The 19906-nt window shown below is 71.0% G+C and carries 22 protein-coding genes; all 22 read right to left on the reverse strand.

What is annotated here, in order from left to right; genetic code table 11:
• Nucleotides 1–11: 11 nt before the first annotated feature.
• Entirely contained in the window at nucleotides 12–5054 is a 5043-nt protein-coding gene (locus QC029_RS05185) for a peptidoglycan DD-metalloendopeptidase family protein (RefSeq protein ID WP_279554187.1), read from the reverse strand.
• Nucleotides 5055–5076: 22 nt separating this feature from the next.
• Nucleotides 5077–5430 carry a hypothetical protein gene (locus QC029_RS05190; RefSeq protein ID WP_279554188.1) on the reverse strand — a complete coding sequence of 118 codons (354 nt, stop codon included), beginning with the start codon at nucleotides 5428–5430 and terminating at the stop codon, nucleotides 5077–5079.
• A 53-nt stretch (nucleotides 5431–5483) separates the two neighbouring features.
• Nucleotides 5484–5831: a hypothetical protein gene (locus QC029_RS05195; protein ID WP_279554189.1), complete on the reverse strand. Its 348-nt coding sequence runs from the start codon at nucleotides 5829–5831 to the stop codon at nucleotides 5484–5486.
• A gap of 91 nt (nucleotides 5832–5922) precedes the next feature.
• Nucleotides 5923–6513: a phage tail protein gene (locus QC029_RS05200; RefSeq protein ID WP_279554190.1), complete on the reverse strand. Its 591-nt coding sequence runs from the start codon at nucleotides 6511–6513 to the stop codon at nucleotides 5923–5925.
• A gap of 76 nt (nucleotides 6514–6589) precedes the next feature.
• A complete protein-coding gene (locus QC029_RS05205; RefSeq protein ID WP_279554191.1) occupies nucleotides 6590–6988 on the reverse strand; it encodes a hypothetical protein in 399 nt (132 codons plus the stop codon).
• On the reverse strand, nucleotides 6988–7317 hold the full coding sequence (locus tag QC029_RS05210; protein ID WP_279554192.1) for an HK97 gp10 family phage protein: 330 nt from the start codon (nucleotides 7315–7317) through the stop codon (nucleotides 6988–6990). Before QC029_RS05210 ends, QC029_RS05205 begins: the two co-directional genes overlap by 1 nt.
• Nucleotides 7318–7329: 12 nt before the next feature.
• Entirely contained in the window at nucleotides 7330–7692 is a 363-nt protein-coding gene (locus QC029_RS05215; protein WP_279554193.1) for a hypothetical protein, read from the reverse strand.
• On the reverse strand, nucleotides 7692–8105 hold the full coding sequence (locus tag QC029_RS05220; protein ID WP_279554194.1) for a hypothetical protein: 414 nt from the start codon (nucleotides 8103–8105) through the stop codon (nucleotides 7692–7694). Before QC029_RS05220 ends, QC029_RS05215 begins: the two co-directional genes overlap by 1 nt.
• Before the next feature lie 9 nt (nucleotides 8106–8114).
• Complete coding sequence (locus QC029_RS05225; RefSeq protein ID WP_279554195.1) at nucleotides 8115–9092, reverse strand: glycosyltransferase family 4 protein; 978 nt, start codon at nucleotides 9090–9092, stop codon at nucleotides 8115–8117.
• Nucleotides 9093–9148: 56 nt separating this feature from the next.
• Nucleotides 9149–10108 carry a phage major capsid protein gene (locus tag QC029_RS05230; RefSeq protein WP_279554196.1) on the reverse strand — a complete coding sequence of 320 codons (960 nt, stop codon included), beginning with the start codon at nucleotides 10106–10108 and terminating at the stop codon, nucleotides 9149–9151.
• A 15-nt stretch (nucleotides 10109–10123) separates the two neighbouring features.
• Nucleotides 10124–10723, reverse strand: coding sequence for a hypothetical protein (locus tag QC029_RS05235; RefSeq protein ID WP_279554197.1), 600 nt, complete (start codon nucleotides 10721–10723; stop codon nucleotides 10124–10126).
• A 60-nt stretch (nucleotides 10724–10783) separates the two neighbouring features.
• Nucleotides 10784–11554: a hypothetical protein gene (locus QC029_RS05240; RefSeq protein ID WP_279554198.1), complete on the reverse strand. Its 771-nt coding sequence runs from the start codon at nucleotides 11552–11554 to the stop codon at nucleotides 10784–10786.
• Complete coding sequence (locus QC029_RS05245; RefSeq protein ID WP_279554199.1) at nucleotides 11535–12953, reverse strand: phage portal protein; 1419 nt, start codon at nucleotides 12951–12953, stop codon at nucleotides 11535–11537. Before QC029_RS05245 ends, QC029_RS05240 begins: the two co-directional genes overlap by 20 nt.
• Nucleotides 12950–14680 carry a terminase gene (locus QC029_RS05250; protein WP_279554201.1) on the reverse strand — a complete coding sequence of 577 codons (1731 nt, stop codon included), beginning with the start codon at nucleotides 14678–14680 and terminating at the stop codon, nucleotides 12950–12952. The genes QC029_RS05245 and QC029_RS05250 overlap by 4 nt, the downstream gene beginning before the upstream one ends.
• Nucleotides 14673–15110, reverse strand: a complete 438-nt coding sequence (locus QC029_RS05255) for a hypothetical protein (RefSeq protein WP_279554202.1) — start codon at nucleotides 15108–15110, stop codon at nucleotides 14673–14675. The genes QC029_RS05250 and QC029_RS05255 overlap by 8 nt, the downstream gene beginning before the upstream one ends.
• A gap of 704 nt (nucleotides 15111–15814) precedes the next feature.
• Nucleotides 15815–16030 carry a hypothetical protein gene (locus tag QC029_RS05260; protein WP_279554203.1) on the reverse strand — a complete coding sequence of 72 codons (216 nt, stop codon included), beginning with the start codon at nucleotides 16028–16030 and terminating at the stop codon, nucleotides 15815–15817.
• A gap of 290 nt (nucleotides 16031–16320) precedes the next feature.
• The gene (locus QC029_RS05265; protein ID WP_279554204.1) at nucleotides 16321–16866 is read right to left on the reverse strand and encodes a bifunctional 2-polyprenyl-6-hydroxyphenol methylase/3-demethylubiquinol 3-O-methyltransferase UbiG; all 546 of its coding nucleotides are present in this window, start codon (nucleotides 16864–16866) and stop codon (nucleotides 16321–16323) included.
• A 38-nt stretch (nucleotides 16867–16904) separates the two neighbouring features.
• Nucleotides 16905–17579, reverse strand: a complete 675-nt coding sequence (locus QC029_RS05270) for a hypothetical protein (RefSeq protein ID WP_279554205.1) — start codon at nucleotides 17577–17579, stop codon at nucleotides 16905–16907.
• A gap of 302 nt (nucleotides 17580–17881) precedes the next feature.
• Entirely contained in the window at nucleotides 17882–18154 is a 273-nt protein-coding gene (locus QC029_RS05275) for a MerR family transcriptional regulator (protein ID WP_279554206.1), read from the reverse strand.
• A 116-nt stretch (nucleotides 18155–18270) separates the two neighbouring features.
• The gene (locus QC029_RS05280) at nucleotides 18271–18951 is read right to left on the reverse strand and encodes a GIY-YIG nuclease family protein (protein WP_279554207.1); all 681 of its coding nucleotides are present in this window, start codon (nucleotides 18949–18951) and stop codon (nucleotides 18271–18273) included.
• Between the two features lie 17 nt (nucleotides 18952–18968).
• The gene (locus QC029_RS05285; protein WP_279554208.1) at nucleotides 18969–19520 is read right to left on the reverse strand and encodes a hypothetical protein; all 552 of its coding nucleotides are present in this window, start codon (nucleotides 19518–19520) and stop codon (nucleotides 18969–18971) included.
• Nucleotides 19521–19535: 15 nt separating this feature from the next.
• Entirely contained in the window at nucleotides 19536–19751 is a 216-nt protein-coding gene (locus QC029_RS05290; protein WP_279554209.1) for a hypothetical protein, read from the reverse strand.
• Between the last annotated feature and the right edge of the window lie 155 nt (nucleotides 19752–19906).

The following is a 19906-nucleotide window of genomic DNA, read 5'->3' on the forward strand; positions in this document are numbered from 1 at the left end:
AGGTGCCTCCTCTACTGCTTGACTCCGGCCTGCAGGCGACGGCGGGCCCGCGCGAACCCCGCCTGAACACGGCCCTCCGCGAGCTCCTCGACGTAGGCGTCGAACTCCCGGTCGGCCACCCGCAGCGCCAGCCGGTCACCCGGCTGAAGACCGGAGACGGTTTCCGCGCCGCGGGCGGCGAGAGTGGACATGTCCCGGAACTGCTGCGGTGTGAGCACCGCCTCCGGCTGGGACAGGCCGTTGAACCCGAGCTGTCCCGGCATGAGCCAGCCGCCCGAGTCGTAGCCGCCGGGCCGGTCGTAGGCCCGGGCGAGCCCGCCGTACTGCGCGAGCGCGTACCGCATGGACGAGTAGATGTTCGCCAGCGGATCCACCGAGACGCCGTACATCTTCGGGCCCTTGCCGCGGAACTGTCCGGCGTGCCGCTCGAACGTCGGGCGGATGACCTGCATCAGTCCGACGCTCGGGTGGCCGCGCTGCCAGTTGATATCCCACCGGTTGACCGCGCGCGGGTCGCCGCCGGACTCCTGGTTCATCCGCCGCAGCGTGGTGTTCGCCAGGCTCCTCGGCTGGCCGACCAGCCCCAGGGCGCGCAGTACCACCGACCGCCAGCGCTCCACGCCCCGACCGCCCGACGGGCCCCCGGCGCCGTTCAGGAGCGGCATCGGGTCGATCGCCCGCCCGTTCTGCCGCGCCTCCAGGTGGAGGTGCGGGCCGGTGACATTGCCGGTCGCGCCCACGCTGCCGATCCGCTGCCCGGCGCCGACACGAGCACCGACCTTCGTCATGATCTTCGACAGGTGGGCATACAGCGACTGCAGGCCGCCGCCGTGGTCGACGACCACGTGCATCCCGTAGGGGCCGCCGTTGCGGGCCCTGGATACCCGGCCGTCGGCCACGGCCCGCACCGCGGCGCCGACCGCCGCCGGGAAGTCGAGGCCGGTGTGCCGGCCCGATGCCCAGCGGGACCCGGCGACGCCGAAGCGGGTGCCGAACGCGGCCGTTACGGGCTTGACCCACTGGCCGGTCGTGGCGGTCGCTGCGCCGAGGACCCGGTCCTTCAGCACGGACAGCATCCGCTGCGGCAGGCGGGCGAGCATTTTCGCCCAGCCCGAGGAGCCGATGTCGGCGATACGGTCCTTGATGAAGCCGACCGCCTTGTCCCACATCTTCGAGGGGCTGGTCAGGAAGTCGGCGCCGCTCATCACAGCACTGCCGACCCTCTTCGCCTTGTCTGTGACCCAGTCGACGATGCCGCCGTCGGCGAAGCCCGGCAGTCCCAGAGCCCGCTGTACGCCGCTGATGCCGCCCGCGCGGGCGGCGGCGTTCATGGCATGCACGTAGCCGGGGCCGACCGCGCGGGTCCACTCCGGCCGCATGACGGCCTCGCCTCCGGACAGGGCGGCGAGGTGGACGTCCCGGCCCGGGGTATAGCCGGGCAGGACACCGCCGGTGGCGAAGCCCTTCGGGAGTTTCACCTCTCCGAGCTTGTCCATGCCGACGAACCCGGCGACCTTGTTGAAGACGCTCCGAATGCCCTTGTTGTAGACCGTCTCGATGATGAACTTCACCGGCTTTTTGGCGATGTCGCCGACCTTGTCCCAGGCCTTGCCGATGCCGTCCTTGGCGGTCTCGAAGCCCTCCCTGACCTTGCCGATACCCTGCCGGATCAGATCGAAGGCCGGCCTGATTCCCTTCTCCCACAGCCAGGTGGCCTTGTCGGCGATCCAATTGAATACGGGCTGGACGGCCTTCTCCCACAGCCAGCCGAAGGCGTCGCCGAGCTTCCCGATAGCCCAGCGCACGAATCCGAAGTACCGCTTGACGATGTTGTTCCACCACCACCGGAACAGCCCGGCGATGAAGTTGAACACCGGCCGGATGACCTTCTCCCACAGCCAGGTCGCCACCCAGCCGATACCCCGGAACGCCCCCCGAACGAGCTGGAAGTACCGCTTGACGATGTTGTTCCACCACCAGGCGATCAGCGCGCCGATCCACTTGAAGACGGGCGAGAGCACTGCCTCCCACAGCCACATGGCAATGCGGCCGACCATCTTCCAGTAGGCGATGATGAAGCCGATATACGGCTTGATGATGTACGTCCACAGCCAGACGACGATCTTGCCGATCCACTCGAACACCGGCTTCAGTACGGCATTCCACGTCCACAGGGCAGCGATCTGGATCCACTTCCAGGCGGTTTGCACGCCGGTGCGGAACCAGTCGAACCTGTTGTACGCGTAGATCACTGCGGCGACGAGCGCCATAATTCCGATGACGACCAGGGTGATGGGATTCGCCGACATGGCCAGGTTCAGCGCCCACTGCGCGATCGTCCACAGCTTCATCGCGATGATCGCCAGGTAGATGGCCTGAATCATCCACGGGGCTTTGTCCGCGATAATTCCGATCGCCTCGGCGAGCCCGCCGAGCACCATGAGGAGCACGGCGGAGATGGGCGCCAGGGCCTTGCCGACATCGATGAAGGCGACACCGAGTTGCCGCAGGAACTCGCCCAGCTTCGGCGCCGTCACCGAGCTGTACTCCAGGAACTTCTCGAACTCCGGGCTGCCCTTCAGCGAGGTGCCCCAGTCGGCGAAGCGGCCGGTGATGGACCGCATCCGGCCGTCGATAGAGTCCATGTGCGGCATGAACGCCTGCAGGATGCCGCCGACGCCGCGGCCGATGTTGGCCAGGGAGACACCCAGGCCGATGATCGCCGGGCGCACCGAGCCGGCCAGGTCCTTCTTGAACTCGGCCCAGCCCTCCGAGCGGAACGCGCGCGAGGCGCGGTCCTGGAGCTCGCCGATCGCGTCGGCGGCCTCGCGGACGAACGGCGTCAGCCCCGGCAGTGAGCGGCGCATCCCGTCCAGCGCCCGGGTGAAGATCGGCATGATGTGCGGCTGCAGCTCACGCGACCAGCCCCGGAACGCCTCCCGCAGCGCCATGAACGCGTTGAAGGTGCCGCGCGTCGCCGGCGTCATGGCCGCCAACTTCTGCTGGTACTTCGCCTGCGCCACCGCAGCCTGGTCCGCGGCGCCGGCCGCCGACAGCTGCGCAGACTGGACCTGCCGCTGCGCGGAGGCCACCGCCTCGGCCGCCGACTGCTGGGCGACCGCGACGTTCGCCGTCGCCTCCGACACACGCTGCTGCGCCTGCGCCACCTGCCGGGCCGTCTCCACCTGCGTGCGGGCAGCCTCGGTCTGCGCGTCCCGCACCGCCCGGGCACGGTCCGCGACCTGCCGCTGAGCAGTAGCGAGACGCTCCTGCGCCTGGCGCACCACGTCCGAGCCGTCCACCCCGGCCCGGGACGCCTCCTGCTGCTCCTCGCCCAGCCGCTTGGTCTCGGTCTGCTGGTCCTTCAGGCGCTGTACCGCCTGGTCGTAGGCCAGTTGGGCGCGCTGCCGCTCCAGCAGCGTCGCCCTCGACCCGGCTGCCTGTGTCGCGGCGAGCCGGGCCTGCGCCTCCTGCACCGCCAGCGCCGCATCCCGCTCCGACAACTGGGCATTCGCCAGGCGGCTGGACAGGTCCTCCAGCTGCTGGGCGGCGTCCCGGCGGGCCTGGGTGAGGTCCTGCTGGGCCTGTCGGGCGGTGCGCTGCGCGTCCACCAGGGACCGCTCGGCGTCCTGCACGGCGCGGGCGGCCTGCTGGTTGCGCTGCGCCGCCTGAGCAGCCACGTCGGCGGCGTTCTGCCGCGCCTGGACCACCTGCTGCTGCGCCTGGGTGATCTGCCGGGCCGCGTTGCGCTCGGCCGACGCCAGGGCCTGCTGCGCGGACTCCAGTTGCAGGGCCCGCTGGGCCGCCTGGGCGGCGACCTGGCCGCCCTTGGCGGTGGCGGTGGCCGCCGCGTCCTGGGCGGTCTTCTGCGCCTCGAGCGCTTCCTTGATGTCGAGGAACGCCGGCACCGCTGCCGCGCCGAGCGCGCCCACGCCGGCCCCCGCCGCCAGCGCGGCAGCAGCGATCGAGCCGATCCCTGCGGCGAGGACAGGAACGGCGGGGATCGCGGCCACGCCGGCGACAGCGATCGACAGGTGCAGCAGCGCCCGCACCGCGCCACGAGTGTTGATGTTGACGTTCGCGGTCTGCCCGTCGAGGCGGTTGACCATCGCCTGCACGGTGGCGAGCTGGGCCATCGCGGCGCCGGTGTCGACGCGGATGTCGACATCAGCGTCGGATGCGGCCAGGACCTGCAGGCGTGCCTGGATCGCCTCGATGCGGGCCATCGCGGTGCCAGTGTCGATGTCGATGCCGACGCGCTGGTCGGCGAGCTGCCCGAGCTGGGCGCGCAGCCGCATCACCTCGATCTGCGCCGGGGTGGTGTCGGCGGTGATGTTGACCTCGGGCAGGGACGCCTGGGCCTGCTGGACGGCGGCGCGCAGTCGCTGTCCGAACGTGCCGTCGGTCTCCACGCGCACGCGCGCGGGGTCGCGTTCGAGGCGGTCGATCTCCTCCCGCATTGCGGCGAGCTGCGCGATGGCCGCCGCGGTGTCGGCACGAACCGCGACGTTGGGGTGGGCGGCGCCGATCCGGCGCAGCCGCTCCTCGATGTCGGCGGCCTCCGCCCGGGCCGCCGCGGCGTCGACATCGACACCGATCGTCTTGTTGCTGAGGGTCTCCAAGCGGGCCCGCAGCCGCGCCAGGTCGGCGTCGACGCCGGTGTCGGACAGCCGAACGTCCAGCCGCGGCATGCTGCGGAAAGCGGCCTGCAGACGGGCCCGCAGGGAGCGGGCGAAGGCGCCGCCGGTGTCGTTGCCCTGCCGCGTGGCGGCCGGGCGTGCGGCGCGCCCGCCCTGGGTGATGCCGTCCCGCAGCGCGCCGCGGATTTCGGCGGTGATGCGGGCGGCGATCTGGGACCCGATCTGCTGGCCGATGGACAGGCCGATGGTGCCGACCTCGGACCGCATGGCTCCGCTGAACGAGCGTCCCGCAGCCGTGCCGGCGTCCTCGCCTGCGCGGGTCGCGGCCGGGACCAGCGCGCCCCGCAGTCGGCTGTAGATGCCGCGGGTGTTGGGGACGACATCGACCTCGACCGAGCCGACGGAGATCGCCACAGCAGGCCCCCTCTCCGGCGGCTCAGGCCGCGCCTCCGTTGATGAGCCGGAACAGGGTCTGAGCGGACTGCTCGGTGAGCGGCGCCGTCTTCTTCTTCGGCGGCTTCGCGCCCGGCCGGCGGATCGGCTCTGGCGGGTCCGGGCGGTCCTTCTTCTTCTCGGTGTTGGCGCAGATGAAGGCGTACTCCAGGTGCGCGATCCGGTCGGCGACCACGGCGAGGAGCTGCTCGACCTGGCTCCAGCGGCCCTTCTCCGGCTCGCCCCGCTCGGACACCTCGGCGAGGTCGTCCTCGGGCATGGCGTTGCGGATCGCGGTCATCGTCGCCGACTCGGGCGGCAGGTGCTGGACGAGAACCCGCAGCCGCCGCCACGACATCGCCCCGCGGTGCACGTCCAGGACGTCCAGGCCGCGCTCCAGAAGGTCGGCCTCTACCGCTTCCGCGTGTTCTTGGAGGACCTGCGCGGTCCACTGGATTTCCCCAGGGCCTCACCGGCCGCCTCGGCCGCGTCCTGCGCGAACTTGCCGATGCCTTCCATGTCGGGGTCGAGGTCCTCGTAGATGGCGTAGTCGTCCTCGTGGAGCACCAGCCCCATGAAGGTGTCCATGTCGCCGCTGTTCAGGGCGCGCAGGGCGGAGGCCCGCCAGCGGGTCGCGGGCCGGACGCGGACGTCCTTGGTGACGCCGTCGTACCCGGCGAGCGGCACGGTGACGTACTCGCCCTCGGTGGCCTCGATCTCCTGCGCCTCGACGGCGGTCGTCTCGCTGGTTGTGGTCATGGCAGCGCGGGCCTTCCTCTCTGCGGCGCGGGCTGGATGGGTAGGTGGCGGGCCGGGCCCGCGCCAGGACGGCCCGCCACCAGCTCAGGGGTCAGGACCCGGTGTAGGCGGGCGTCGCCGGGACCGAGTCGGTGTGGTAGACGGTGTTGCCTGCGTCGTCCGGGTAGGCCGTGACGGTGATCTGGTAGCCGGACATCTCGTCCTGCTTGAACGTCACGTCGGAGCGGTCGGAGATCTCGCCCTGGGGGACGTAGAAGCCGCGGGCGTTGTCGCCGTCGAGAACGACGAACCACCACGAGCGGCGGTCCGGCGTCGGGCTGGCGGTCTCCGCGAAGCTCGTGAGGCCGGTTCCGCCGTCGGGGGTGAGGTCTGCGGCGGGGATGCGGAACATCACCGACTGGACGGCGACGCGCGCGGTCTCCCACAGCGTCACCTGGAACGTGCGCACGGACTGGGTGATGGTGGTGCGCATCGGCGAGGTCTGGCCCCACGGGGTGAACGTCTGCGACTCCTCGTCGAAGCCGTAGACGAGGCCGTCGTCGCTGATGGCGCCGAGCGGCTCCCACGGGGCGATGGGCTGGTCCAGCGGGGATGCGGGGGCGGTGGCGCCGGTATCGGCGACCCAACCGCCGCCGTTCGCGCCGATGATGGTGAGGTCGGCGGCGCGGGTGATGTTGACCATGAGGGGTCTCCCAACGTGCGAAAGCCCCGCGCATGGCGGGGTTCGGGTTACAGGTCCGGCGCGGGCCTGGGGCCGGTCAGGAGACCGGGTGGAGATGCATTCGATAGGTCGCCCCCGCGCGGCGGAGGGCGGTGTTCTCGTAGGGGCGGACGGCGGGCCGGGAGACGGTGCGCACCAGCCCGAACACCGCGTTGGCGGTCTGGGAGCCGCGCAGTTCGGTCAGGTACAGGCCTCGGACTGTCCTGGCGAGGTCGAGGGCCGCGCCGCGGGTGGCCGCGTAGACGTTGATGTCCACCAGTGGCCGGTCCAGGCGGAATCCGTCGTCGTCGCCGCCGACTACCTCGATCTGCACCGTCGGCAATTCGTTCAGCAGGTTGTTGTCGAGCTCGTCGCGGACCACGACCTCCGGGCCGAGGCGGGCCTGGGTCCAGCCGATCAACTCCACCTCGACGTCGACCTCGCCGACGGCGGTCATCAGCGGCCCCCGACCGTGGCGGCGCGCAGCAGCACGTGGTGGGCGGGCACCCGCTCGGTGCCGTACTCCACCCAGCGGGCATACGGCGCGGAGTTCCACACCACGGCGACCGCACGGTCGCGGCGCCGCCCGCCCCGGCGGTGGCTGGTGACGTGCCAGGAGCCCTTGTACAGCCCGGGGTGCGGGTCGCGGGCGGCCTCCCCCACCGGGGAGATCGCCACCGCCACGTCGCGGATCACGCCGGCGCGGCGCCGCATCTCCGCTTCGATCATCGGTGAGCGCAGCAGTTCACCGACGCCCTTGTTCTTCATCCGGAACCTGGCTGCCATAGGGGCCTCCTCTCAGCCGGTGACCCGGTCGGCGGCGAACTGCACCGGACCGCGCGTGCCCGTGAACGGGGAGCGGCCCCAGTCGCCCGGCTCGCCCGTGATCTCGCACCGCACACCCCGCACGATCACCCCGTCCGTGGTGCGGACGTCCGAGCCGGCCGGGGCGTACACCGTCCAGCCGACGACGACCGTGTCCCGCCCCTGCTGCTCGTCCCCGCCCACGTTCGGCGACGCCTGCCGCGGAGTGACCACGCAGCCGGGCAGGTCGAAGGACTCGTCCGGGCCCGGCAGCGGCTGGCCCCGTGGGTCCCGGCCCGGCGAGGGGCCGGTGCGCACGATCCGCACCGTCTCCCCGAACGGATACGGGGCCGGCACTACGGCCACCCCCAGCCCGGCTCGTACTCGCCCGGCACGAAGTCGTCGCCCACCGGCCAGGTCGGGGACGGGTCCGCCGTGGCCGGTGTCGGGTCGACCGTGAACGCCCCGCCCCGGCCCGCCGCGCTCTTGAGCGCCGCCTTGTCGGCCTTCGTCAGGTACAGGCCGCCGGAGCCCTGCGGGCGCTGCACCGACATCGGGCCGATCGTCTCGTAGCTGACGCTCTGCGGATTGGTGTAGGCCCGGCCGGCGGCCGACAGCACCACCGCGGTGGCCTGGTCCGGCAGCGGCTTGACGACCGTCTCGCACAGTGCGACCGCCTGCGCGATCAGCAGATCCGCCCGACCGCCGTTGATCTCCGGCAGGTCCAAGTACAGGGCGAGGTCCTCGGCGGTCGGGATCACGAACGCCACGGCAGCCTCCTATCGGGCCAGAGCCTCCACGGCATCGCGCCAGGCGGCCAGTTCCTCCGCCGGGTCGAGCTCGGCGCTGCGGGCCTTCGCCCGCTTGGACGCCAGTCGGTACTCGGCCGGCGCCGCGAGCTTGCGCAGCACCGCCTCCCAGCCGTCGGTGTCGCCCCGGTCCACGAAGATCCCGGCCTCGCCGAGGGACTCGCACAGGCCCGGCGTGGGGTGCGCGACGACGGGGATGCCGGAGGCGAGCGCCTCCACGCCGACCCGGCCCCATGACTCATACGAGGACGGCATCAGCAGCACGCGCGTGCGGCCGTACACCTGCTCCCGCATCCGGGAGCCGTCCACGTGCTCGACGATCTCGACGTTCGGCAGATCCGGCAGGATCTGCTCCCCGTAGGCGCCGCGCACCGCGAGGAACTCGGTGTCGGGCATGCGGCGGGCGAGCTTCTCCAGCACCCGGCCGCCCTTCTCCGGGTTGCAGTTGACCAGCGTCACGGCCGTACCCGGCTTCGTGGCGTACTCGGCGGCGAACACCGGCGGCCGGACGATCAGCGACTGTCCGGGGCGGATGCCCCTGGGGTACTCGGCGAAGAACAGCTCCGCCTCCCGCTCCATCCAGAGCGAGTTGTAGACCGCCAGCGCGGTACCGCCCGCGGCCATGTCGCGGAACGTGGGCCGGTGCGTGTTGTGGCACAGCACCACCACAGGCTTGCCGTAGCCGCGGGCCAGCGCCGCCGTACTGGGTACGCACTCCAGGTGCGAGATGAGCACGTCCGCCTGCCGCGCCGCCGTCCCGAAGTCCAGGTGGGCCTGCAGCGGCACCACCCGGATACCCCGGTACTCATACGGCTCCCGGGCCTTGCCGTACCGCGACAGCCACACGGATACGTCGTGCCCGCGCTCCACCAGAGGCCGCAGCATGGACACGAGCATGTGCTCGGCCCCCGCGTTGTGCTCCGGCGGCATGAGGTGCACGCGGGCCACGATCCGCAGCGGAGCGGCCGTCCCGCCCGGCGCGGAAGCCGGGACAGCCCGCCCCATCAGGAACCGCTCGGGGTGCCGGTGAAGCGCACGAACGCCTCCGCGTCGCCCAGGACGAAGCCGTAGTAGGCCTCGGCCAGGAGCAGCACCAGGTTCTCCTGGAACGCCGAGTGCACGCCGCCGTCCTCGTCGATGTACGTCGCCTCGCGGGACAGGCGGATGCTGATCTCCATGCCGACGCCGTAGGCGGCCTGGGAGAAGTCCCCGCCGATGGCGCGCAGGCCCGAGTCGACCGAGGTGGACTGGCGGCGGAGCTTGCCCGAGACGCTGCGGGAGTAGGCGATCGGCTCGCCGATCAGCTCACCCTGCAGGGCCGCTCCGGTCCCGGCGCCCGGCTGCCGCGTGGCCACGAACAGCGGCTCGCCCGTGGTGGACGTGGCGGCGAGGAGCTTCGGCTTCAGCCGGTTGTCGGCGACGGTACCGGTGTAGTCCCAGTCGTCGTCGATGATCTCCTCCATGCCGGAGACGAAGTCGCCCCAGATGCCGCCCTGGTTCTGCGCGGTGGTGCCCAGCGCGACGGTCTTGGAGGTGGCCGCCAGGTAGTCGGCGAAGGGCCCGGTGCCGCCCTTCATGTTCTTGCCGTGGATCGTGGCCATGTCGAAGGCCCGGGCGAACGCCGTCGGCAGGTCCCGCTGCAGCTGGGTCCACAGGCCCGCCGCGTTGGACTGCGCGACCTCCATGCTGACCGGGATCAGCACGGCGATCTTCTTGCCGGACATCTGCTTGACCTCGACGCCGCCGCTGGACAGGGGCTTGCGTCCACCCTCGGACACCCAGTCGGCCATCGGCACGTCCAGCGGCACCGGCACCGCGGTGTTCGCCGTCATCGACAGCGGCACCCGGCGGGCCAGGGACATGACCGCCGAGCCCTCGACGGACTTCTCGAAGATGGGGCCGACCAGCGTCTCCGGCAGGAAGACGGGGTCGACAGTGGACAGCTTGAGCGGCTCTGTGGCCATCGGGGACTACCTCTCTCAGTGGCCCCGTGCGAGGCCCTGCGTCAGGAAGGCGGCGAACTCGGCCGCCGGATCGTTGGGGGTTCGGTTTCCGTTGCCCGAGGAGCCCTGCGAGCGGTCCGGCCGCGGCGGGCGCGCGCCGGTGTCGACCGGCTTGCCCAGGTGCGGCTTGCGCTTCAGCAGGTCCTTCAGGTCCCGCTGGATCGCGTCCGTGTCGACGTCGCCGTCGTCGCCCACGTAGGAGTCGAGGTCGAGGAACGCGTGCGCGTCCTCCGGGTCGGCGAACTCCGTGGCGGCGAGCGCCTTTACCTCCGAGCGCACCGCGCGCTGCCGGAAGGCCTGGATGCGCTGCTCCGCCGCGGTGAGCTGCTCGGTGAGGCGTTCCTGCTCCGACTTCTGTGCCTCTTCCAGCTCCCGCGCCTTCTGCGCGAGGGGCTCCAGCTCCTTGGCGGTCGTGCGGTACTTCGCCGCCTCCTTGCGGAGCTTCTCGATCTCCTTGCGCGCGGCTTCCGGGTCGGCCCACGGATCCGTCTTGCCGCCCTCCGCCTCCAGGGCGGTACCGGGCTCCTGCGGCTCGGCCGGCTTCTCCGACTCAGGGTTCGGGTTCTCTTCGGGCATGGTGAAACGGCCCTCCAGGGGCTGAGACGAGGCCGCCTCCGGGGCAGCCGATGGGATGGGTCAGTGAGCCGCGGGCAGTTGCTGCCCGTGCTCGGCGAGCGCCCGCCGAAACCGCTGAAGCTGCTCGCCCGGATAAGGGGCGGCGTACTCCCGGTACAACCGCTCCCACTCCTTCGCCTTGTCGGACAGCTCGAACCGCTGCCCACGGAACACCGGGACCACGCCGCAATGGCAGTTGTCGTGGGCCCGGAAATCCGCCGTCTCCTGCTCGTAGACCGCGCCGCGGATCGCCAGCATCTTGCAGAAGGAACACGCGCCCAGTGCCGCCGCCCGGGCCCACGCCACCGCCTGCCTATCTCGGCGCACTGCCTCTCGGACCGTGTCCCGCCCCTGATCGGCGACCAGCTTCTGTGCGACCTGCTCGGCCTTCTTCTCCGCCCGCTCCAGCCGGACCTCGATCGGCTTGCGCTGTGCCGGCGTCGCCTCCTCCTCCGGCCGCGGCCACAGATCCTTCGTCGCCCACCGCAGCGACTCGTCGACCTGCTCCTCCGGCGGCGGGCCCACCAGCGGCACCGTGAACGAGCCCGTCACCCGGGCAGCCACCCGCTGCGCCTCGTACCAGTCCGCCGCCAGCGCGCTCGACGCCTGCCCGTACTGGTCCACCACAGCCCGGGTGGCCTCAATCCAGTCCGGCACCGTCTGCTGCAACCGCGACGGGATGATCAGCCTCCGGAGGCGGCGCATGTCCCGCACCAGCAGCCGTGTCAGCCCGCGCTGAGCTGCCCGGTACCGGTTCGCCGCGTCGCCACCGTCAGAGACTGTCGTCGCCATCGTCGCCCTCCGGCTCCGGCGACGGCTCCTCCTCGCCGCCCTCGCCCAGTCCGGCCAGGCGCTCCAGCAGCGCCGAGCCCTGCGCCCGGCGCCGCTCAGCCAGCACCCGCTGGCGCTGGTCCTCCGTAAGGCCGGCCATCTCCAGCGCCACCTCGGAGTCGGCGGGCAGGATGCCGGCAGCGACCATCTTCACCGCGGCATCGGTCTGCGCCGCGATCGTCGGCGTCGCCGGGTTTCGCCACACGCACTCGATCCGGCGTTCCCGCGGCGGCGGCTCGCCGTCGCGGAACCACAGCGCCAGTCGCATTGCGTCCCGGTGCGTCGCCCCGAACCTGCGGATGCGGCGCTCGGCCTTCTTCACCAACTGCGCCTCCGAGGAGCGGATCGCGTCCGCGCTCGCCGGATTGTCGGTGGTGTACCCCAGGTAGTGCGGCGGCAGCCCCAGCTGCGTCGCCATGATCCTGGCGTACAGGTCGACGATCTTCGTCATGCCGGTCGGGTCGTGCGCCGCGAACTGGCCCACGCTCGGAATCTGGCCGTCCTCGTCCCGCTCCAGCGCCAGCACCCGGCCGATGTACGTCTCCCACGCCGACTTCGCGTTGCCCTCCGCGTCCTGAAACGCCGACTCGCTCGCGCCGAGGATGTAGCGCTGCGGCGCCCCGAAGAACTCCGCCGCCACCTCCATACCCATCAGCCGCCGGCACGCCGCGTCCGTGATCGACATGACCTCCGGGGTGATCTCCGACCGACCCACCCGGTCCGCCGTTCGCTGCCGGTTCGCCATCCGCAGCACCGGCACAATCCCCAGATTGTGCTGATCCCGGTCCAGGACCTCCCAGCCGCCGTTGGTCTCCGCCGCGTGGATCGTCTCGAACGGCAAGTACAGCGTCACCATGCGGACGCCGTCCTCCACGCTCTCCCGCAACGCGGACGTCGCCACCCGCAGACGCGCATCCCACAGCATCGTCATGTCCAGCGGCGACTCGAACGTCATCAGCGGCGGCGCATCGCCGTCGTCCGCCGAGCCGACCGTCAGGTACTCCCGGCCGTAGGTCAGCGCGTCCAGATGCCCCAGGCTCGACTCGTCGAACCAGTCGTTCGCCTCGGCGATCTCCTCCAGGTCCGACGCGTCCGAGCCGTCCGCCCAGCGGAACGCCTCCAGATCCAGGCGCTGCTCCAGCGCCTCCACACCGATCCGCGGCCAGCCGATCACCGTGTGCAGGCCCTTGAGTTGCGGCGGGATTGAGATACCCAAGTCCCGGATCAGCTGCTCGCCGTTGAAGTACGCGTCCAGCAGGTCCAGCTTGAACCGGGCCGACAGCAGATCCGAGCGCAGCGCCGTGATCAGGTTCGCCTCGTCGTCCGACAGCGACAGCAGGGGAAGCGTCGGAGTGGTCACCGCAGCACCACCACCCTTCCCTTACCGCGCGCCGCAGAACGCTTCGCCCACACCGCCGAGTTCAGCACCATGCGGCGCAGCATCCGCGCCCCCACCGCACACACCGCGAGGTCCACCTTGCGGGCCGACTCGCGGTGCTCCTTGCCGATCGTGTAGCCCCACGCGTTCGTCCGCCGTCGGGCGTTCGCGATGTGCTGCCGCAGCACCTTGTGGCCGTCGTGCGTCAGTTGCCGCTCCAGCACATCCCGGTAGAAGCGGTCCACGGCCTCGGTGAACACCTGCTGGCGTCGGCGGTCCCGCATGTCCCACATCACCGCGTGCCGGTTCGCGCCGCTGGTCACCGCCTTCACCTTCAGCCGCTTCCCATAGCGCTGCGCCCACGCGTCGATGTAGCCGTCCCAGTAGCGCTCGCCGTCCGCATCGTCCTGACCGGCGCCCGGGTCGGCGAAGAACGCGACCGGACGGTACTCGGCGAACACCCGGTCCACCACGCCGTCGACCTCCTCGCGCGGCACCCGCCACGGCCGCCCGTCCGGCCAGTTCGCCGGCCGCTGCCACACCCCGAACGTGACCACATGCCCATCCGACATGCGGCAGCCCACCAGGCCCGTCGCGTCGTCCGACTTGGAGCCGTCGAAGAACAGCACCAGCTCGTCGCCGCGCTGAAGCTCGATGCCCTCGTGTGGGCACGCGTCCCACTCGTAGCGGGCCAGGAACGCGTCCTCGGCCGCCACGATCTGGTTGAACCAGAACCGCCGCGACCGCGACGGCGGGTTCCGCGGGTCCAGGATCGACGCCTTCAGCCGGCCCACGTCCAGCCACGTCGAGTCCCCGCGCACCGCCCTCAGTGTCGGAACGATCCACGCCTCGGTCAGCTTCGCCTCCGCCGGGGCCTCCAGCGAGTCGTAGAACAGGCCCGTGTCCACCGCCCGCCCGGCCTCGGCCGCCTCGAACGCCTCCCGGGTGCGCTCCGCCACGCTGTCCTCGCCCGGCTCGTAGGCGTTGGTGTTCGCCAGCGTCCGGGCCTGCCCGTCCGCCGACTTGGTGGCGTTCCGCTCGATGACCGCGGCCATCTCGTGGCCCTGGTTCGCCTCCACCCAGTGATGGGTCTCGCCCATGCTCACGAACGTCGGCCGGCCGCCCTCCAGCGCCCGCGGCGAGGAGGTGACAGCCTCGATCCGGGCCCGCCCCTTGTCGGCGTAGATGATCTCCTTGCCGAGGTCGATGCGGTACTCCTCGATCGCCCGCTTCGTCAGGATCGCCGGGAACAGCGTCATCGTGTTCCGTGTCTGGTCCTGCGATACCGCGGCGATCTGCACCCACGCCGCCGGATGCTGTACCCCCAGCGGCTGCCCGGGCGGCACGCCCCACTCGTTGCCCTCGTCCGCGACCTCGCCGAACCGACACGGACCGACGAACTCGAACGCCGACCAGGTCGCGACCAGCGGGTCCTTGCCCCAGCCCTTCAGTCGCTGGATCACGCCGTCGCGCCACAGGAACCGGTTCGTCGCCGGGTCCATCGCGTACCACCACAGCGTCAGCCGGGCCTGTTCCGGCGTGTACCGCCAGGGCTCCCCCACGTGGTGCTGCAGATACGTCGCCGTCCACGCCAGGCAGTGCCAGCCCAGCGTGTACTCCGGCAGGATGAACCGCCCGTCCGGGCCTCGTTTCCACGTCGGCCCGATCGTGAACGGCTCGACGACCTCGGGGACCTCCTTCTCAGCCACCGATGCGGGACTGGTAGTCGGCGATCGCCGTCACGGACGCCGGGACCGCGCTCGCGGCCGGCTTCCGCTCCAGCTCGATCCGGGCCCGGCGCCGGTCCCCCTCCGTGGTCAGCAGCCGCGCCATCACCGAGTCCAGAGCCGATACGTACTGGCCGTTCGGCGGCCGGTCCGACGACAGGCCGCGCGACATCAACTCCGCCGCGTACCGGGCCACCGCCCAGTCCGACGGCTCGTAGAACTGGGCCTGGCCCGACTCGCGCAGCGACAGGTACCAGTCCCGCGCGATCGGATGCCACGCCTCGTCCGGCTCCGGCAGATCCGGCAGGTCGGCAGGCGGGCCCGGCGCCGCCTTCACCGGCTCCGGCCCCTCTTCTTTGTTGCGCCTGCGGCGCTCCTCGGTGCGCTTCGGGATGGGTCCACGAACGCCCATGACGACCTCCAGGGTCTATGGCCCGCCTCCGGGGCGGGCTCGATCGGGCGAGAAATGCAGCGGCCGGCCGCCTCCGGGGCGCGCCGGTCACCATGAGTTACTGCGGGCCGGGCCTCTGGAAACCCGTACAGACGGTCAGGTGCTATACGGCCCCGATCGGAAAGATCATGGGGGGAAGATCATCCCCCCAGGTGATCATGGTTCGATGATCAAGGAAACTCAGTCTTGATCACTCCTGCTCGTGCAGCCAGGCATGTGCCGCCACGTCCGTGAGGTCCGGCTCCAAGACGACTGCCGGTGCGCCGGCTACCGAGGCAGTCGAGCGAACGTCCAGAACGATCGGCACTTCAACGCCGCACTCGGAACACCGCTCGTACACCGTGCATGTGGCGCTCACGCCTGCCTCATCCGCCTGTCTGCCCTGCCGGCCGGCGCCACCCAGCCCCCTGGGGCGCGCCCTACCGCCTGCCTCGTCTGCCTGCGTTGGCCCTGCTGCCTGGCCATGTCCCTGTGCGCTCGCGGTGCATGCGCGCGCAGTAGCCCTTGGCCCGCGGTCCGAGGTACTTAGACAGCTGCTGGTTGCAGCGCTTCCAGTCACCCGCTGTTCCCCATCGGATCTTGGCGGCGCCTGCACCCTGACCCCAGTACCGCCTGAGCGTGGCCGCGTTACCGCCTCGTCCTCCGCCTCGCCTTGCCACAGTGGATCACTCCTCGGCTGTCGCCTCTGGTGTGTCGTCTACCCGCTGCACGCTGGCCACTTGCTCGGTGGGCAGAGCGAGGACCACGGTGCCGCCCTCGGTGTGGGGCTCGCCCTGGGTGAATACGACCCACCCTCGGAGGAACGAGACGTGCAGGCCGGGGTCTTCGATGAGGACGTCGCCCTGCTGGCCTTTGGTGTGGCGGACGAGGTAGCCGGGCATGGGCGTTCACCTCAGTCCGGGGTGCGGCTCCTGGGGCCTTCTGCGGCCGGGCTTCGCGCGGGGGGCGGCGTTTCCTTCGGCGGAGGACTTCTGATCGTGGCAGGGGCCGCACACGCCTTGAAGGCCGGCGTCCGAGTGGTCGTCAGTCTTGGCCACGATGTGATCGCAGTGCGTGGACGGGCGAACGCCGCACAGCTTGCAGATCGGGTCGCGGGCCAGGATGCGGGCCCGGATCTTGTGCCAGCCCTTCGGGAGCCGGGCCTTACGATCCGAGCCCTGCCAACCGCCACTCATCCGCGCCGACTCCACCACCACACGCCGAGCGTGTCCCCGCGGTACGTCTCGACTCCGCCGCCGAGGTTGCGCAGCACGCCGTCCATGTCGTCGGCGTCCCAGTGGTGAACGTGCGCCTCGGCGGGGTTGCCGTCGACCTCGCCCTGCGGGGCCTCCACGATCGGCACCGACACGAGGATGTGCCACGCGCCGGCGGCTTCGATCCGCTGGAGCAGGGCGACCGCGTCCTCGCGGGGCATGTGCTCCAGGACGTCGCCGCAGATGACGAGATCCCGGAAGTACAGGTGGTCCGGGGCTTCGCGGGCGTCCATGACGTGGATCTCGTCGTACCGGTCGGTGCGGGTCTTGGTGTTCTTCAGCTTGTACTTGGTGATGTACGGCTTGTGGATCTCGACGGCTGTCCACCACACGCCGCGGTGCTCGGGCCGGAACAGGCGCGCGTAGGTGCCTTCGCCGGGGCCGACGTCGCACACGGTGTCGGGCCGGTGCCGCCGGAAGCGCTCCAGCGACCAGTCCTTGCCTTCGTCGATGCTGGTGGGCACGGCGGCCTCCCTCTCGTCTGGGGCCGCCGTGCGGCCAGCTACTGCAGCGCCTGCTTGAGTTCGTCGACCTGGGGTCCGGTGTCCTGGGCGGGGATCGCCCACCGGTAGGCGGTGCCTGCTCCGTCGACGTACATGAGCGTGCCGCCTCTGGCCGCCTGGGTGGTGGTGAGGTCGAATGCGGCGGACGCCCACTCGAAGGTGCCGGGCTGGATTTCCCCACCGGCGGTGAAGCCGTCGGGCGTGACGTTGAACGCGGTGCCGCTGCCGGTGTCGACGGCTTGCCCGTCGGCGCCGACCCACTTCCAGCCGCCTCCGTCGATGGGCGCGGCCTGGGCCGCGGCGACCGCGTTGGTGGGCCGCACCTTGACGCTCACGACGACGAACACGTCGTTCTCCGGTGTCTCGCCGGTGGCCTGCTTGGCGTAGACGACGGTGGTCGGGGTGACCTCGAGCGCGCCGGCCCCGCCGGACCCGATGGTCTCTGCGGGCTTGCCGAGTTCCAACGTCTCCTCGGCCGGGGCCTCGTCCTGCTGGGCGGCCTCGCAGTGCTTCACCCATTCGGCCTGGCTCAGCTCCGGGTCGTCGCAGTCGACGGCCGGCTCGCTCGTCGGGGCCGGTTCGGGCTTGGCCTTCGGCTCGTCGCTGCCTCCGCCGCATCCGACGAGAACGGCGAGGAGGACGGCTACGGCGGGCGCGGCAAGACGGTGGCGCATGATCCCCCCACGGGATGGTGCTGTTGGTCGGGCCATCCTGCCCGAGCACTGGCCGCCGCGTGGGGGGTTCGTCAGAAGACACCGAAGGCCGACAGGACGATCAGGACCACGATGAGGATGACGATGAACGCGAGTGCGCTCCGCCATGGCCCCTGCATGGGGACCTCCAGAGGGTGGGCCCGCCCCGGTCGACTTCACCCTCGGACCGGGGCGGGAGTGGATGGGCCTGCTGCCCGGCGCGCCCAACACCGGGCAGCAGGCGGCGCCCCAGCGGGGGGAATCGCGGGACGCGTTGAGGGTGGTCAGGCGGCGCGGACCTCTTCCTCGCGAGGCTCGGGCGGCCGGCCGCGCTTCACCAGCGAGGCCGCGTACACGGTCGGCAAGTGGAACAACTCAGGGCCGTCGTCACCGAGGTCCACGGGCTCGATCTTCCGGCGCCGCTTCCAGATGCGGATGGTGTCCGGCTTGACCCCAGCGATCCGCGCGGCCTCTTGGACGTCGCCAAGATGGTCGCGGTCCTTGATGAGCTGTACGGGCGGGTTGGGGAAGCGCACTTCGCCGATGGAGGCTGGCATGGCACCTCCCCTGCAACGCAGAACCCCCGCCGGAAGTGTCACGGCGGGGGTTCGGAAGCTGTGAAGGACAGATGTCCCACGATCACTTCCAGACTGTACATTTACCGGCGATCAAGTCAAGCGTTCTTGCGGGGTGGCGGCGCGTTTCGTCGTCTGGAGCCTCCTCGGCCAACTTGAGGACGCGCCTTCACGAACTCCTGAAGCTCCTCGGCGTAGTGGAACCATTCGGTGTCATCGATACGGTGATAGCGGAACCTGCTGTGCAGGGCGTACTCCAGCTTCTGGCCGCCGTCGAGAAGCAGGATGACGTTCTGCACTCTCAGAGAGAGCGCGATGAGGCGGGACTTCAGGTTGGTTGTGTACCCGATCTTCACTCGGTCTCCGTTGAGGAGGAAGTACACCACCGGGTTGTGCGGGCCATCCAATGGAAGCTGTCGGACGATGGCAGCCTCCTCCGTGGTTGCTACAGCTGGCCCTTCGTAGACCGGGATCACTGGCGCTTCCCAACGCTCCGCACCTTGGTCGTATAGCCGCCCCAGGTGGACGAACTCGCGTCTGCCGATCTCACGCGCCAGAAGGATGACCGCTTGGTCCCTGTGGTCGACGCAGAGGCGTATCTCCTTGCCAGTGACGGACACGCCGCGGCAGTTATCAACGGAGCAGCCTGTTGAGACAGCCGTCGACCGTGTGGTGATCCGTACTCGTGCACCGCATCCGCAACGGTAGGCGCCGCGGCCTCGGAGTGCGTCGAGGGCCATGGTCCGCCCGCATCCGCAGTTGACGATGTGCTCGGTCATGGAACCTCTCTTCCCCGTCAGCCCAGCGCCCCGAGCACGGCGAGGAGCTTCCGCGTCCCACCAGGTCCCCAGTCGGGGCAGATGACGGCGAGCTGCCGGGCGTCGAGGACGGCCCGGTAGGCGTCGACGCTGACGGGCTTCCAGGTGGCGGCCAGGTCGCGGCGGCGCATCCGCCCGCCGAACGCGGTCATGATCTCCCCGTCTCTCGTGGTGCAGGGCATGACCTCGTCCTCGACGACGCGGCAGCCGTGCCGGGAGGCGGCCCGGCGGACCCGGTCGGCGACCGCGGGCTCGGCGAAGCCGCAGACAGCGGCCCGCTGCTGCCAGCGGCGCCCGTCGTAGCCGGACCCGTCACAGCCGGGCTGGGAGTTGGTGGTGAGGAATCCGGCCCGGTTGGCGGCAGCCAGCAGCGGCATCAGTTCGCGGGTCTCCTCGTCCGGGCCGCAGTTCGGCACGTAGCCGGGCTGGGAGCCGATGCGGCCCTCCAGCCAGCGAGCGGTCAACTCGCCGAGGTCGGCGACCGTGCGGGCGGTGGCCCAGGTGCGGCGGTCGGTGCGGGGCATGCGCATGGCGGTCTCCTTCGGTCAGCGGCGGGTGGGGACGTGGCGCTGAGTGGGGTCGTGGTCGGCGTGGTACGAGGCGGCGAGGATGGCCCCGGTCGCGCTGGTGTAGGGCGTGTTCTTGAGGTCGGGGCAGCCTGAGCAGATGACGCGGAACTCGCCGGCCTTGTAGTCGGCCTGGGCGTAGACGAACGCCCCGTCGGGGGTTTCCAGGATCTTGCTGATGCGCTCGTATGCCATGGGGTTCTCCTTCTGGCGTGGTCGGGTCAGCGGTTGGGGTCGTCGTCGGCGCGGTGGAGGCAGAAGCCGCAGCGGGTCCAGCCAGGCGGGTTGTCGTCGGCGCCGCAGAACCAGCAGGCGGCGTGGAGGATCGCGTGCACGGGTCTCCTTCGATG

The organism is Streptomyces sp. DH37, from assembly GCF_029813835.1.
In the GTDB taxonomy this organism is placed as follows: Bacteria; Actinomycetota; Actinomycetes; order Streptomycetales; family Streptomycetaceae; genus Streptomyces.